The sequence below is a fragment of the Actinomadura sp. 3N407 genome, assembly GCF_052245875.1.
Classification (GTDB): domain Bacteria; phylum Actinomycetota; class Actinomycetes; order Streptosporangiales; family Streptosporangiaceae; genus Spirillospora.
This window is the reverse complement of the sequence record NZ_JBQQBP010000023.1, coordinates 36,766-52,283: the sequence shown is the minus strand read 5'-3', so window position 1 is coordinate 52,283 and position 15,518 is coordinate 36,766. Positions and strand designations below refer to the sequence as shown.

General features: G+C 71.8%; 8 protein-coding genes and 1 tRNA gene. 6 read left to right on the top strand and 3 right to left on the bottom strand.

Features of this window, described 5'->3' with window-relative positions; genetic code table 11:
- The 4 genes from ACTWPP_RS38580 (at position 1) to ACTWPP_RS38565 (ending at position 4,192) form a co-directional block, all read left to right on the top strand.
- Positions 1 to 663 (top strand): DUF6182 family protein, encoded by a 663-nt coding sequence (locus tag ACTWPP_RS38580; protein WP_443109394.1) that lies wholly within the window; start codon positions 1 to 3, stop codon positions 661 to 663.
- 237 nt (positions 664 to 900) lie between these two features.
- Positions 901 to 1,731, top strand: coding sequence for an alpha/beta fold hydrolase (locus tag ACTWPP_RS38575; RefSeq protein WP_443109393.1), 831 nt, complete (start codon positions 901 to 903; stop codon positions 1,729 to 1,731).
- A gap of 52 nt (positions 1,732 to 1,783) precedes the next feature.
- A complete protein-coding gene (locus ACTWPP_RS38570; protein ID WP_443109439.1) occupies positions 1,784 to 3,706 on the top strand; it encodes an ABC transporter ATP-binding protein in 1,923 nt (640 codons plus the stop codon).
- Between the two features lie 75 nt (positions 3,707 to 3,781).
- Positions 3,782 to 4,192: a hypothetical protein gene (locus ACTWPP_RS38565; protein ID WP_443109392.1), complete on the top strand. Its 411-nt coding sequence runs from the start codon at positions 3,782 to 3,784 to the stop codon at positions 4,190 to 4,192.
- A gap of 41 nt (positions 4,193 to 4,233) precedes the next feature.
- Here ACTWPP_RS38565 and ACTWPP_RS38560 read toward each other — a convergent pair whose 3' ends face one another.
- The gene (locus ACTWPP_RS38560; protein WP_443109391.1) at positions 4,234 to 7,323 is read right to left on the bottom strand and encodes an AfsR/SARP family transcriptional regulator; all 3,090 of its coding nucleotides are present in this window, start codon (positions 7,321 to 7,323) and stop codon (positions 4,234 to 4,236) included.
- Positions 7,324 to 7,918: 595 nt separating this feature from the next.
- Positions 7,919 to 8,356, bottom strand: coding sequence for a cold-shock protein (locus ACTWPP_RS38555; protein WP_443109390.1), 438 nt, complete (start codon positions 8,354 to 8,356; stop codon positions 7,919 to 7,921).
- 275 nt (positions 8,357 to 8,631) lie between these two features.
- Between ACTWPP_RS38555 and ACTWPP_RS38550 the strand changes: the two genes are divergently transcribed.
- Positions 8,632 to 8,707, top strand: a tRNA-Leu gene (locus ACTWPP_RS38550).
- A 231-nt stretch (positions 8,708 to 8,938) separates the two neighbouring features.
- Positions 8,939 to 10,366, top strand: a complete 1,428-nt coding sequence (locus ACTWPP_RS38545) for a sulfotransferase family protein (protein ID WP_443109389.1) — start codon at positions 8,939 to 8,941, stop codon at positions 10,364 to 10,366.
- A 119-nt stretch (positions 10,367 to 10,485) separates the two neighbouring features.
- Here the strand turns inward: ACTWPP_RS38545 and ACTWPP_RS38540 are convergent, their stop codons facing one another.
- Positions 10,486 to 15,486 carry an amino acid adenylation domain-containing protein gene (locus ACTWPP_RS38540; RefSeq protein WP_443109388.1) on the bottom strand — a complete coding sequence of 1,667 codons (5,001 nt, stop codon included), beginning with the start codon at positions 15,484 to 15,486 and terminating at the stop codon, positions 10,486 to 10,488.
- Positions 15,487 to 15,518: the final 32 nt, after the last annotated feature.

The window sequence follows — 15,518 nt, the reverse complement described above, 5'->3', positions numbered from 1 at the left end:
ATGCTCTCCCAGGACGACCTGCGCGCGCACTTCGAAGAGCGGATCGGGCGAGCCGGCCGGGCGCTGCCGGACCCGCGCGACGCCGGGCGCATCGGCTCGGTCGCCGTACTGCGGGACTTCGCCCCCGGCACGTTCGTGCGGTCGGCGCTGGCGTTCGCCCGCGGGACGCGCGGGGACCGGGGGGCGGCCTGGTACGGGAACTTCACCAGGACGATCTTCCTTGCCGGGGACCCGCTCAACCTCGCCGAACGCCATCCCTGCGAGCACCTGTCCCCGGACGGGAACATCGCGTGGTACGGCCCCGGGCCGCTGGCGGGCTACGACGCGCTGCGGCGGCTGCTCCGGCCGTTCCAGGGCCCGCTCGGCGTCGCGGTCCCGTTCGCCCAGCAGATCCCGGTCGCCGGCGGGAACGCCGCGGGGAGCGGCGGCGCGCTGCTGGAGGTCTCCGCCGCGGGACTGGCGGTGGAGGACTATCTGATCAACGTCAACCACCTGGTCGCGGAGGCGGTGCTGGACGGCCTGCTCTGCGGCACCGGCCGGCTGCTGATCCGCCATGTCCCCCACGAGCCGTACCGGTCCGCCGGGTACGACCGGATCCGGGTGACCGCCGATCCGCACGTCCCGGGGAGGTTCCGGGCCCACGCCCGCCTGTCCGTCGAATGACGGTCCGGCGAGGGGCCCACGCGGCCGGACAATACTCCAGAGTTTCGAATATTAAAAGCGATGTCCAACTGTGCCGGTGCGGCAGTTGGACGGGCATTGAACCGCCGACAGATCGCATCGGTATTGATCGGTCGGCGTGGGCGATGACATGGTGGGCCCCGGCCCTTTTCTCGGTCACGCGGCGAGCCGCACGCCGTTCAGCGCCATAAGTCCTCAACGAGAAACGAGCAGCCTCTCATGCCATTCGTCAGGACCAACGGTATCCGGCTCTCGTACCAGCGCTCGGGCGAGGGCGAACCGGTGGTGCTCATCATGGGCTCCTCCGCCGCCGCCCACACCTGGAACATGCACCAGACGCCGGCGCTGAACCGGGCGGGGTTCGAGACGGTCACGTTCGACAACCGGGGCATGCCGCCGTCGGACCGCCCCGAGGGCGACTACCGCCTCGCCGACATGGTCGCCGACACCCGGGGACTGATCGAGGGCCTGGAGCTCGGGCGGTGCCACCTCGTCGGGGTGTCGCTGGGCGCGCTGATCGCGCAGGAACTGGCACTCGGCCGGCCGGACCTGGTGCGGTCGGCGGTCCTGATCGCGACCAGGGCGCGGTCGGACGCCCTCCGGCGCGCGCAGTCGGCCGCCGACCGGGAACTGCGCGAGAGCGGCACCCGGCTGCCGACCGGATACCGCGCCGTCACGACGGCGACCGAGATGCTCTCGCCCGCGACGCTGAACGACGACCGCGCGGTCTCGGCCTGGTTGGAGCTCTTCGAACTCGCCGGCGGCGGCACCGCCGGCGGCCAGGCGGCGGCGGCCGACGACCTCGGGGACCGGCGCGCGGCGCTGCGCGACGTCACCGTTCCGTGCCGCGCCATCGCGTTCTCCGACGACCGCATCTGCCCGCCCCATCTCGTCGCCGAAGTGGCGGACGCCATTCCGGAATGCGAATTCCTGGAGATACCCGACTGCGGCCATCTCGGATACCTGGAACGCCCCGAAGTGATCAACTCCGCGATCATCGGTTTTCTCGACGAGAACAGCGACCAGGTCGCGGCGAGCGCGGGCGCCTGAATCCACCCGGTCCCGACGCCGGCCATGACAGGGAACAGGATTTATCGTGACCATGATAGGCGGCCCGCCCGTGGGTCAGCTCAGATCCGAGCCGCGCGACGAGCTACTGAAGGGCAGGCGGGTCGGGCGCGGAACGGCCAGGCGAATACTGCCGTACGCGCGGCCGTACCGGCGGCAGATCGCACTGCTGCTGGCGGCCACGGCCCTCAGCGCCTGCATCGCGGCCGCGAACCCGCTGTTCCTCAAGCTGATCATCGATCACGGCATCATGCCCCGGAAGCTCGGTGTCGTCGTGGGGCTCAGCCTGGGGCTGGCGGGACTGGCCCTGGTGGAGGCCGGAGCCGCCTACCTCCAGAACCGGTACTCGGGCCGCGTCGGCGAGGGTCTCGTCTACGAGCTGCGCACCGAGGTGTTCGCGCACGTGCAGCGGCAGCCGGTGGCGTTCTTCACCCGCGCGCAGACCGGCAAGCTCCTCAGCCGGCTCAACGCCGACATCATCGGCGCGCGGCAGGCCGTGACGACGCTGCTGACGCAGGCGATCTCCGCGGTCCTGACGCTCCTGCTGGTGCTGGGCGCGATGTTCTACCTGTCCTGGCAGATCACCGTGGCGGCCATGCTGATGGTGCCGGTGTTCCTGCTCCCCGCGCGGCTCATCGGGCGCAGGATGCAGCGGCTCACCAGGACGATGATGGAGCACGACGCCGAGATGATCTCCATGATGAGCGAGCGGTTCAACGTCTCGGGCGCGATGCTCTCCAAGCTCTACGGCCGCGCGCCGGAGGAGCAGGAGCGGTTCGCGCACAGGGCCGCGCAGGTCCGCGACGTCGCCGCCAGGACGGTCGTCTGGGGCCGGATGCTCCCGGTCATCGTCATGGTGCTCACCTCCTTCACCACGGCCCTCGTCTACGGGCTGGGCGGTGGGCTCGTCATCGACGGCGCCGTCCAGTTCGGCACCCTGGTGGCGATGGTGGCGCTGCTGCTGCGGGTGTACGGCCCCATCAACCAGCTGTCCACCCTCCAGTCGTCCGCCCTGATCGCCCTGGTGAGCTTCGACCGGGTCTTCGAGGTGCTCGACCTGGAGCCGCTCATCACGGACCGGCCCGGCGCCCGCGTGCTGGCCGTCCCGGCGCCCAACGGCCACGGCCCCGCGGCCGTACCGGACATCCGGTTCGAGGACGTGTCCTTCCGGTACCCAGCCGCCGGGGAGGTGTCGCTGGCGTCGCTGGAACCGGCCGCCGTGAGGGAGTCCGCGCGGGCGGGCGGCGACGCGCCGGTCCTGCACGACCTGAGCTTCCACGTCCCGCCGGGGAGGCTCACCGCCCTGGTCGGCCCGTCGGGCGCCGGCAAGACCACCATCACCCACCTGGTGCCCCGCCTGTACGACGCGACCTCCGGCACCGTGCGCGTCGGCGGGCACGACGTCCGCGATCTGACGCTGGCGTCGCTGCGCGAGAGCATCGGGGTGGTGACCCAGGACGCCTACCTCTTCCACGAGACGGTGCGCGCCAACCTCGGCTACGCCCGTCCCGGGGCCGAGGAGCGGGAGCTGATCGAAGCCTGTGAGGCCGCGCTGATCTGGGACACCGTCCGCGCGCTGCCCGAGGGGCTCGACACCGTCGTCGGCGAGCGCGGCCACCGCTTCTCCGGCGGGGAGAAGCAGCGGCTCGCGCTGGCACGCCTGCTGCTGAAGGCGCCCCCGATCGTCGTGCTCGACGAGGCCACCGCCCACCTGGACTCCGAGTCGGAGGCGGCGATCCAGCGCGCGCTACGGATCGCGCTGGCCGACCGCACCTCGCTGGTGATCGCGCACCGCCTGTCCACCATCCGCGAGGCCGACCAGATCCTGGTCGTCGACGCCGGCCGGATCCGGGAGAGCGGGACCCACGACGAGCTGCTCGCCCTGGACGGCCTGTACGCCGACCTGTACCACAGCCAGTTCGCCCACCAGGCCACCGGCGGGCCGGACGGCCCCTAGCCCACGATCGCCGGGGCCGCGCCCGGGCCCGTCCAGAAGGACCTGTCCGTTCCACCAGAGAGGGAAGGCTCCACCATGAAGACCCGTACCCGTACCGGCGTCCGCGCCCTGGCCGTCATCGGCATCGCCTTCGCGACGATGCCCCTGACCGCCGCGGCCTCCCACGCCGCTCCCCCGTCCCGCACGGACTGCTTCACCACCGAGGAGAGCCACGACTTCGGCCGCGGCGAGGTCACCGTCTGCCCCAACGGCGACGGCACCTACCGCGCCACCGGCTGGGTCGAGGACCTGTTACCCGGGGACGGCGCGTTCAGCGGGCCGGACGGCGGCTGCGTCACCTGGTACCTCTACTCGGCGACGAAGTACGAGAGCTTCACCACTACGGCATGCCCGCACTTCGGCGGTCCCGCGAAGCTGGAGTTCGACAACGTGGTGAAGCCCGACCACCCGATCACGAGGGCGAGCCTGGGGACCTTCTGGGCCTGACGCCGGGCCCGGAGTGAACGGTGCCGCCGGAATCCGCCCCGTCACGAGCGCGCCGTGCCGCGCGCTCCGCGGAGGCGCTCATCGACGGAGGAGCGGCCGTCCGCATCGCCGATGCGGTCGAACAGCTCGCGCGCCTCGACCCAGGCGTCCAGGGCCGCGTCGCAGTCGCCGGCGGCATCGCGGGCGTCCCCGAGGGTGCGCAGGGCCCGCGCCAGGAACGGGACCCAGCCGCGCGTGCGCCACACCTCCACCGAACGCTCCAGGCACGCGACGGCGCCCGGGAGGTCGCCCTCCGCCATGTTCAGCTCGCCGAGCACGCCGAGCCCGTCGGCCAGGTGGTGGCGGAAGTTGCCCGCCAGGCTGAACGACAGCAGCCGCTCCAGCGTCGGCCTGGCCTGCTCGTCCCCGGTCGCGACGAACAGCTTGGCGAGATACAGGAGCGAGAACGCCTCCAGGTAGCGGTCCTCCAGGTCCCGCGCCATCATGACCGACGCGTCCAGCTGCTTCCTGCCCGCATCGATGTCGCCGCACAGGGCACGGGCGGCCCCGAGGAACTGCACGACCGTCGCGATGAAACGCGGATTGCCCAGCTCCTTGGCGACCACGAGCGCCTGCTCCAGGCACTCCAGAGCACTGTGGGGATCGCCCTCCCCGTGCACGACGGCCGTGACCTGCAGGGCGCGGGCCTCCCCACCGACGTAGCCTGCCTCCCGCGCGGCGAGCAGTGCGCGCTCCGCCAGTTCCAGCGCTTCGCGGTGCTCGCCGTCGGCCACCCGGCCCCAGACCATCGCCACCATTGCGTCGACCGTCCCGGCCGCATCGTCCAGCTCGGTGAAGAGGTCGAGCAGCCGCGCGGCCATCGTGCGCATCCGAATCATCGCCGGCCCGGACCCGACCGGGGACGTCCAGGTGGTGACCTCCAGCAGCCCGCGCAGCAGCACGGCCTCGCCGCGCTTGTCACCCGTCTCCCGGCACAGCGCCAGGGCCCGTTCGTGCATGCGGCGCCAGTCGTCGTACAGGCCCCGGACATCGCAGTACCGCTCCAGGGCGGCCGCCAGATCCCAGGCGAACTCGGTGAACCCCAGGTCGACGGCCTGCCCGGCCTCGGCGACCAGCGCCGCCCGCTCCGCGCCGAACCAGCGCATCGGGTCGGCCAGCAGCCGGTTCCTCTCCGGGGACGGCGGCGAGTGACGCGGGGCGGGGCCGTGCATGAGGGCGTAGCAGGGCCCCGGCACGTGCTCCGCGGCCTCCTCGGCAAGCGCCAGCCACCCTCCCAGAGCGCGCCGCAGCGCCGACGCGCGCTTCTCCGCCGGGACGTCGCGTTCGGCGAGCTCACGCGCGTACAACCGGAGCAGGTCGTGCAGCTTGTATCTGAGCTCCCCCGTCTCGTCCACGCCGGCGACCCCCACGAGGTGCGCGTCCACCAGCGTCTCGAGATGGTGCCGCGCGTCGGACAGCGGCAGCTCGACCAGCGCGGCGACCGTCCAGCACGCGAAATCGGGGGCGTCGAGCAGCCCGATCAGCTGGAACGCCCGCCGGGTCCGCGCGGGGAGCAGCCGGTAGCTCATCTCGAACCCGGCCCGCACCTCCAGGTCACCGGCGACCAGCTCGTCGAGGCGGCGCCGCTCCTCGCGCAGGACGCCGGCCAGATGCGACGGCATCCAGTGATCGCGGCCCCTCAACCGGGCCGCCGCGATCCGCACCGCCAGCGGCATGTGCCCGCACAGCCTCGCGATCTCCACCACGACGTCCGGTTCGGCCGCGACACGCCGCTCCCCCACGATGTTGGTGATCAGCTCCACCGCCTGGGCGGACGGCAGGACGTCGAGGTTCAGCAGCTTCGCGCCCTCCAGGCCGATGAGCCGGTTGCGGCTGGTGATGAGCACGGCCGCGTCCGGCGTGCCGGGCAGCAGCGGCCGCACCTGGGTCTCGTCGGCGGCGTTGTCGAGCACGACCAGGATCCTGCTGCCGGCCAAGCGGCTCCGGTACAGCGCCACGCGCTCGTCCAGGGACGGCGGGATGCCCGCGCCGGACATGCCGAGCGTGCGCAGGAAGCGGCCGAGCAGCTCGGCCGGCTCGGCGGGCTTGGCCGAGTCGCCGTGCAGGTCCGCGTACAGCTGCCCGTCGGGAAAGGAGCCCGCGACCCGGTGGGCGATGTGCACGGCCACCGTGGTCTTGCCGACTCCGCCCATGCCCGAGACCGTGGTGACGGTCACGGCCCGCTGCCGCGGCGTTCCCGCGGCCCCGACGAGGCTCTCGGTCAGCTCCGCCACCTCGGCCGTCCGGCCGGTGAAGTCGGGGATGTCGGGCGGCAGCTGGGCGGGCAGCAGCGTCGCGGGCGGCTCGGCCGCAGCGCCCGGATCGTCGACCGTGCCGTCGGCCGACAGGACGCGCATGTGCGCACGCTGCACGTCCCTGCTCGGTTCGACGCCCAGTTCGGCGGCGAGGTGCTCGCTGAGCCGCCGGTAGACATGCAGGGCCTCCGCCGGACGCCCGCCCGCCGTCAGCAGGTCGATGAGAGCGGCATGCAACGGCTCGTCGAACGGGAGTTCCTCCGTCAGCGCGCTGACCGCGGCGACCGCACCCTCGAGGGCGCCCGACGCCAGCGCCGCGGCGGCGAGGTCCATCGCCGCCTCGCGGACCTGGTCCTCGAGACCACGGACCAGCGTGTCCGTCCGGTCGATCCGTGAAAGACCGGCCAGCAACGGCCCCTTGCGTTCGGCGAACGCGACCGAGAGCGACCGGCACCGCCGCTCCGGCTCGGACAGGGATCGCGCCTCGCCGGCCAGCGCCAGGAACCGGCCGAGATCCGACCGGTCCGCCGCACAGTGGAGCAGGTATCCGTCCCGATAACTGATCTCGATCCGGTCCGGCCGCCCGGTTTCGAGGGACGCCAGCCATTTCCGCAGACGCGACACTCCGACGTGCACCGATTCGCGGCTCGTCTCCCGGCCCCGGTCGGTCCAGACGAGCTCGGCGAGCCGGCCGGTCGGCAGCGGCTCCCCCCGCGCCAGGACCAGCACACCCAGGAGCCCCTGGAGAACCGGAGAGCTCGGCGGCGCTACCTCGGCGCCGTCAACGCTGACGGCGAGCGGCCCCAGGACCCGGAAGAAAACACCCTCTGCACCCACGCCTCGACATCCCCGTCGACCGTCAACCAGAAGTCGCCCACCACAGCCCTGTCAGCTAAGCAGCGAAAACGCGAACATCTCGCGGGACTCGAAGCACATAAGAACATCGCGGACGCGCCCGGGGAGCCGACCCGGGCAACACCCCGGCCGTCCACCCCGGTTCCGGCCGCAGAGAAAACACAGGCGCACATGAGCAGTCCGATCCACATTTCGGGAGCGACCGCGGACCGCGAACAGCAGCAAAACCTACGAATACACCAGAAGTGCAAATATCGAAAACCACTTGATGGGAAACGCGCTTACGACAAGAGGTCTCTCCACTGCGAATTCACAAGCCCCGCACCCTCGGCAATGTCGAATGATCTCCGTGATCCGAACGTAGCACAACCTGTGAGGACTCCTCACCCCTTCTACTCGTGGAGATTTCGCCCGATCCGGCCAGGCCGGACACGACCTGGCGGCCGACCGCACGGCGCCACCGAGAAGGGGTCGGCCGTGACCAGGCGTTCTCGATTCCGGCGATACGCGGGCCGCGACTACTGAGTACCACTACGTAACTCTGGGTATTGCCGGCTCGGCACGGGCAGGCCCTGCCCTACCCTTCGAGCCAGCCATGCTTCCGGGCCAGCCGCAGGACCCCTTCACGAAGCCCGAGAATCTGGGATCCGGTCAGCTCGGGAGAACTCGCGAGGAAGAGCTCGGTGAGCTCAGTTCGCATTTCCTCCACGGTCAGGACATCGCAGAGACCGTCCTGATCGTCGCTCGCCGGATCATCGGCGGCCGACGACGCGGCCACGCCGGCGGGGACACCACGCGCCCCAGGTTCCCCACGGGCGAGCCGGATGGCGTACGCCTTCTTCCCCCGTTCCCCGTCCACCACTTCATACGCGACCCGCACCCCCGGCGAAAGCTGCACCTCGTCGCCGTCGAATTCGTTGATATGGAGGAACACGTCCTCCCCACCAGCGTCCGGCGCGATGAAGCCGAACCCACGGCTCCTTTCGAACTGGAGGATCCTACCTGTCTGAGCCACGAGAACACGACCTCCTGAACGGGGCTCCGAACACCCCGGAATCTCTCACACGACCAAGATCGTCGACTGACGATCGTACCCCTGGCGCTCTCCCGGTCGGTCAGCCGTCCAAGTGAGCACCCGCGGCGCTTGGACACATCGCGCCATCCGGCACTTCCGGTGGCGCACACCGGCGCCGGGCCGGCGTCCCATGAACACGGCGTGCCGTGGACACGGCGTTCAATGAACACGGATGGACGTCCGCCACCCGCAAGCTTAAAGTCGAACCCGCACCAGCCCCCTTAGCCCAACGGAAGAGGCAGTCCCCTTAAAAGGGACGAGTTGTCGGTTCGAATCCGACCGGGGGTACCAGTCTCTTCCACCTGGAGCGGCGAACGGCTCGTCCAGGCCATACCCGCACGCACCGGGCGCCATGCGTCCTTCGGCGACGTGGCGTTCCACCGGTCGTTCGCGCCCATGTTCAACTGCCGCACCGGCACGGTCGAACGCGCCGCCGCGCCATGCGCCATCTCGCCGATTCCGCGGTGATCGCGCAATCGGCGCGTCCTGGACCGTTACTCATGGCCCGATTAGGATGCGGCCATGAATCCTGCCGATATTGCCGACGACACCATATGCGAGGCACCCGTATTCGTGCTATCAACGGCCCGGTCGGGTTCGACTCTCCTCAGATTCATTCTGGACAGCCATCCGGTGCTGGCCTGCCCGCCGGAGAGCGATGTCGCGCTGGCCTTCAGATACCTCCTCCGGACCTGGACGATCCTGGAGCAGGCCGCGTCGGGCACAGGAGAGCAAGGGATTCCGGCCGCTTTTCCGGAGCACATCACCGCGGCGGTGCGGGAACCGATCGACAAGGCTTTCGGCGACTACCTGCGGAGCGTCGGCAAAACACGGTGGTGCGACAAATCACCGGATTCCGTCTGGGACGCGGAACTGCTCCCCAGGCTCTATCCGCGGGCGCGGTTCATCTGCCTGTACAGGCATCCGATGGACGTGATCGCGTCGCTGGTCGAGAGCCATCCGTTCGGCCTGGGCGACGGCCTCGCCTCAAGGCACCAGTCCCTCGCCGCGCAGTACCCCGGGAACATGGTGGCCACGGCCGGCGCGTACTGGCAGGCGCATGTCGAGCGGATGCTGACGTTCGAGGCGATGCATCCGGAGCGGTGCCTGCGGATCCGGTACGAGGACCTGGCCACCACACCGGAGGCGACCGCCGCGAAGATCTTCTCATTCCTCGGCATCGCGCAGGTTCCCGGCATCACCGAGGAGTGCTTCCGGGTCGAGCACGCACGGCAGGGCCCGGGTGACAAGAAGATCTGGCTCACCGACCGCGTGTCGGCGGACTCGCTCGGCCGCGGCATCCGCATTCCCGTGACCTTCCTGCCCGCGCCGATGCGCAAGGACGTCAACCGGCTCCTCGAGATGCTCGACTACCGACCGGTGGACAGGGCCTGGAACGAGGCGGTCGGCCGTACGGACCCGCGGGCGGAGCGGGCGCCGAGCCGTCCCCTCGCGAGCGGCGACCGGGATCCGGCCCCTTCCGCCCGCGAGATCGACGGCAGGCTGAGGTCCCTGACTCCGGACGACCTGCATCCGATCAGGGAGCGATGGCCCTTCCTCGCCGGGCAGGTCGTGCGGATCGTCGTCGACGACTCGGACGGCCGATCCCAATCGCTCGACTGGAAGTTCTCCCCCGCCGGGACGAAGGCCGCGTTGCAGCGCCTGCCCTCGGCGCCGTCGCCATCGGAGAGGCGCGGTGACCCGATCACGCTCGCCGCGGACCCGGCGACCTGGGACGCGCTGATGGCCGGTACGGCGAATGTGGACGTCGAGCGGAAGGCCGGCCGGCTCCGCCATTTCCAGCGGGTGCCGGTCCGCGGAGGGGCCGCCACTCGCTGGGACGAGATCCACGCCGTGTCCGCCCTGCTGGGCCTGGCGCCCGTACCAGCCCTCAAGCCCTCCCCTGGCGCGGGCCAGGAGCGCGTCATCGACGGCATGGCCAAGGGGTAGAAGCGTCGAAGCGCCGCACGACCGGTCACGCCGGTCGTGCGGCGCCTTTCCGTGCCCTGCGATCGGCAGGGCGCGGGTGATGGAGTCGCCTTACGGCGGGCGCGGCATCCGCCGACCCACTAGGGCGCCGCCTCGGGCCGGGCCTCCGGCCCCGCGCCCAACGGCCCGCTGTCGATCGCGACCCAGCGGTGCCGCCCGACCGGCAGACCCTCCATCATGTCCTCACTCGTCAGCGTGAGGACCGAACCGCTCTCCCCCACCTCGGAGGCGATCGCGTCCGGGGGCTGTGCCGGGTCGATCCACACATAGGCCGCGCCGGCCCTCCACGCCCCCACGACCGCCGTGACCAGCCCGGCCCCGCGCGGCAGGCACACACCCACCGCCGACCCCGCGCCCACTCCCCGGCCGCGCAGCCACCGCGCCAGCCGGTCCGCCCGCGCGTCCAGCTCCCGATAGGTGAGGCCGTCGGCCGCGACGGCGTCCGGGGTCCGTGCGGCCTGACCCGCGAACACCTCCGGCGCCGACGTTCGCGGCGGCTCGGCCGCGGCGTTGTTCCACTCGACGAGGATCGTGTGCCGCTCGGCCTCGTCCAGCAGGTCCACCGCGCCGACGGGCAGGGACGGGTCCGCCGCCACCGCCGACAGGACCCGGGTCCAGTACCGCGCGATCCGTTCGGCCGCCGGCTCGTCGAAGAGGTCGGCGGCCACCGTCACCGACCCGCGGACGCCCCGCGGCGCGCCCTCGTCGTCGAAGGTCTCCTCGACCATCACGTCCAGGTCGAACTTGGCCGCCGGACGAGCCGTCGACAGCGGCTCCACGTCCAGGCCCGGCAGTTCGAGGCCCGGTATCGAGGACCCCCGCCCGGCCGGCGAGGAGCCGGTGTTCAGCTTGGTGAGGACGACCTGGAACAACGGATGCCGTGCCAGCGAACGGGCCGGCGCCAACTCCTCCACGAGCCGTTCGAACGGCACGTCCTGGTGCGCGTACGCGCCCAGGCTCGCCTCCCGCACCCGGGCCAGCAGCTCGGCGAACGTCGGGTTCCCGGACAGGTCACTTCGGATCACCAGCGTGTTGACGAAGCATCCGACCAGGTCGTCCAGCGCATCGTCCGTCCGTCCGGCGACCGCCGAGCCGATCGGGATGTCGGTGCCCGCGCCCAACCGCGACAGCGTCACCGCGAGCCCCGCCTGGAAGACCATGAAGACGGTGACGCCCGCGCTGCGCGCCACCTCCCGCAACTGCTCGTGCACCCCGCTCGGCACCGCGAGTGCGGCCGTGAAGCCGCGGTGGCCGGCCACCTCCGGGCGGCGCCTGTCGAACGGCAGCGCCAGCTCCTCGGGCGCCCCGGCGAGCGCCTCGCGCCAGTACTCGACCTGCCGCGCCACCAGGCTCCGCGGGTCGCCGTCATCTCCGAGCAGCTCCCGCTGCCACAACGCGTAGTCGGCGTACTGCACCGGCAGCGGCGTCCAGTCCGGGGTGCGGCCCGCGCACCGCGCCGCGTACGCCAGCGACACGTCCCGAGCGAGCGGGCCCATCGACCAGCCGTCACCGGCGATGTGGTGCACGACGACGACCAGCACGTGCTCGTCCGGTCCCGCCTTGAGCAGCCATGCCCTGACCGGGGCCTCCGCGGACAGGTCGAAGGTGTGGCGCGCCGCCTGGGCCACGGTGGCGGCGAGTTCGAGCGGGCCGCCGTCCGGCCGCGGCGGGGGAGCCGGCGGGTCGTCCGGGTTCTGCAGCAGGGCGTACGAGTCGGGCGTCCTGACCACGTCGATGACGGGCAGGTCCCAGGAGAGCTCGTCCATGCCCAGGACCCGCTGGTAGGGCTCGCCGTCCTCGGCCGGGAAGACCGTCCGCAGCGCCTCGTGCCGTTCGAGGACGTCCCCCAGCGCGTCCTTGAGCGCCCCGCGGTTCAGGTCGCCGGAGAGGCCGAGAACGATCGGTGCGTTGTAGGTCGGGCTGGGGCCCTCGATCTGGCCGATCAGCCACAGCCGACGTTGGGCGAACGACAGGGGGACGTGTTCCGGACGTTTCCGGACGCCGAGCGGGAGGCGGGCGGTCCCGCCGTCCCCGATCCGGACGGCGAGGCCGGCGACGGTGGGCGCGTCGAACACGTCGGTGATGCGCAGCTCGGCGCCCAGCAGGGCCCGCACCCTGCCGACCAGGCGGGTCGCCTGAAGGGAGTGCCCGCCCAGCTCGAAGAAGTCGTCGTCGACACCGATCTCCGCCACGCCGAGCACCTCGGCGAACGCGGCGCACAGGGTGGCCTCCCGCACCGTCGCGGGAGCACGGCCGGCGCCTCCGGTGTACTCGGGGACGGGCAGCGCGTCACGGTCGAGCTTCCCGTTCACCGTGAGCGGCAGCGCGTCCAGGGTGACGACCGCGGAGGGCACCATGTACTCGGGCAGCCGCCGTGCGGCCAGGTCCCGGATCGCGGCGCCGAGGGCCCCGGACTCGGCGTCGGCGCCGGCCCCGGCGGGGACGACGTAGGCGACCAGGCGCTCGCCGCGCACGGCCACCGCGGCCCTGCCGACGGACTCGTGGGAGGCCAGGACGGTCTCGATCTCCCCGGGCTCGATCCGGACGCCCCTGACCTTGACCTGGTCGTCGCTCCGGCCGAGGAAGACCAGCTCGCCGCCGGGTGTCCAGCGGACCAGGTCGCCGGTCCGGTACATCCGCTCCCCCGGCGCGAAGGGGCACGCCACGAACCGTTCCGCCGTCAGCCCGGACCGGCCGAGGTAGCCGCGGGCGAGCTGGACGCCGGCGACGTACAGCTCCCCCGTGGAACCGGCCGGGACGGGCCGCAGGGCCTCGTCCAGGACGAAGGCGCGGGTGTTCCAGACCGGGCGGCCGATCGGGACCACGGCACCGTCCCGGCCGGCGGGGCAGGGCCGGAACGTCACGTCCACCGCGGTCTCGGTCGGCCCGTACAGGTTGTGCAGCCCGGCGGCCAGGCGCCGATGGAACTCCGCGACCAGGTCGCCCGTCAGCGCCTCGCCGCTGCACACCACCCGCCGCAGGGACCGGCAGCGCCCCGGCGCCACCTCGGGCAGGAACGCGCCGAGCATCGACGGGACGAAGTGCACCGTCGTGATCCCTTCGCGCTCGATCGTCTCGACCAGATAGGCGGGATCCCGGTGACCTCCGGGGCGCGCCATCACCAGACCGGCGCCCGCGATCAGGGGCCAGAAGAACTCCCACACCGACACGTCGAACCCCGACGGGGTCTTCTGCAGCACGCGGTCGGACGCGTCCAGCCCGTAGCGGTCCTGCGTCCATAGCAGGCGGTTCACGATCGCCGCGTGCGAGACCACCACGCCCTTCGGGCGCCCCGTCGACCCCGACGTGTAGATCACATAGGCGGGGTGGTCGGGCGACACCGGCACATCGAGGTCGGCGTCGTCGTACCCGCGGGCGTCCACGTCCTCAGGAGTGATCAGCAGAGCCGGATCGGCGTCCTCCAGCATGTGGGCGATGCGATCGTCCGGATAGTTCGAGTCGATGGGCACGTACGCCGCCCCGGCCTTCACCACGGCCAGCACGGCCACCACCAGTTCCAGCGATCGCGGCACCATCAACGCCACCCGCTGCTCGGGTCCGCCGCCCTGCTCGACCAGGCGCCGCGCCAGGCGGTTGGCCGCCGCGTTCAGCTGCGCGTAGCTCAGGGTCCGCCCCTCGAACGTCACCGCGGGGGCGGCCGGGCACAGCTTCGTCCGCGCCTCGAACAGCGCCGGGAGCGTCGTCGGCTCCACGGCCCGCTCCCCGCCGTCGGCGAGCGTCCCGAGGACCATGCGCCGTTCATCGTCGTCCAGGAGGTCCACGCCGCCGACCGGGTCGCCGGGGGCGGCCGTCGCGAACCAGTCCACGATCTTCAGCAGGTGCCGGACGATGTCCCGCCCGGCAGCGGGCTCATGGACGTCGACGTTGACGTCGACGTCGAACCGGAGTCCCGGCTCACCGGGCCTTTCGTGGACGTCGATGCGCGCGGAGTCGATCGGACCGGTGGACAGGTTGCGGCCGGTGACGGCGCAGCCGCCGAACATCTCCGGGTAGCCGAACGACATCACGTTGACGTACAGGCCGCAGAGAGGCGTGCCCTGGACGAGCTTCAAGTCCCGGAGGGTGTCCTCGTAGCGGTAGCGCCGGTGCCGGAGCGCCTGCCGGACGCCCGTGCTCACCTGCCGCACGAGGCCGGCGACGGTGGTGTCCCGGTCGATCCGGAGCCGGATCGGCAGGATGTTGGCGGTCATGCCGGGGCCGAAGACCCGCCGGCGCTCCGGGACGCCGTTCACCGGAAGGCCGATGACGACGTCCCGCTCGCCCGTGGCGCGGTGCTGCCGCACCGCGGCGGCGGCGATCATCAGCCCGGCCAGGTGGGTCCTCAGCCGGCGCGCGGTCGCCTTCAGCGCAGCGGCCGCCTCGGCGTCGAGGTCCTCGGTGTGCCGCGCCAGCGCGGACGGCAGCGGCCGCGCGCGGTCCCCGCGCGGCCCGGCGCCCCCGGAGACACCCGCGAGGGCGTCCCGCCAGTACGCCCGGTCCTCGACGAAGTCGGGCGAGTGCCGGTAGGCGCGTTCCGCCTCCAGGAGCGCGGCCAGCGGCTCCAGGGCCCCGTCCGTGCCGGACCGGCCGGCGAGGAGTTCGGCGTAGACGCCGGCGACGCGGCTGACGAAGGTCAGCGTGGCGTAGCCGTCCATGACGACATGGTGGGCACGCTCGTACCAGAGGTGGTGGTTCGGGCCCAGCTTGAAGACGGCCTGGGTGAACCCTTGCCCGTGGGTCAGTTCGTCCGGCGTCTGCACGTCCTCCCGCATCCACGCTTCGGCCGCCGCCCATGGGTCCGGCTCGACGCTGACGTCGAGCACGCGGATCTCGTAGTCGTACGGCGGGACGACGTACTGCCGGGGCTTGCCGGCCACGACCTGGAAGCGCAGGCGGAAGGTGTCGGCCTCGTCCAGAGCCTGCCGCAGCGCCCGGACGAAGATCTCGACGTCGAAGTCGCCGCGAATCTCCAGGTACTCGGCGATGTTGTAGACCGGATTGTCCGGCGCGAACTGCTGTGCCTGCCAGATACCGAGCTGGCCGGCCATCAGGTCATGAAGGTCACCGTCTGAAGCAGCCATTTCCGCCCAATTCCCAGGTGAAGTCCATACTT

Coding starts and splice junctions, on each gene's coding strand:
- ACTWPP_RS38580 (WP_443109394.1), top strand. CDS start 1: ATGCTCTCCCAGGACGACCTGCGCGCGCACTTCGAAGAGCGGATCGGG.
- ACTWPP_RS38545 (WP_443109389.1), top strand. CDS start 8,939: ATGAATCCTGCCGATATTGCCGACGACACCATATGCGAGGCACCCGTA.
- ACTWPP_RS38540 (WP_443109388.1), bottom strand. CDS start 15,486: ATGGCTGCTTCAGACGGTGACCTTCATGACCTGATGGCCGGCCAGCTC.
- ACTWPP_RS38575 (WP_443109393.1), top strand. CDS start 901: ATGCCATTCGTCAGGACCAACGGTATCCGGCTCTCGTACCAGCGCTCG.
- ACTWPP_RS38570 (WP_443109439.1), top strand. CDS start 1,784: ATGATAGGCGGCCCGCCCGTGGGTCAGCTCAGATCCGAGCCGCGCGAC.
- ACTWPP_RS38565 (WP_443109392.1), top strand. CDS start 3,782: ATGAAGACCCGTACCCGTACCGGCGTCCGCGCCCTGGCCGTCATCGGC.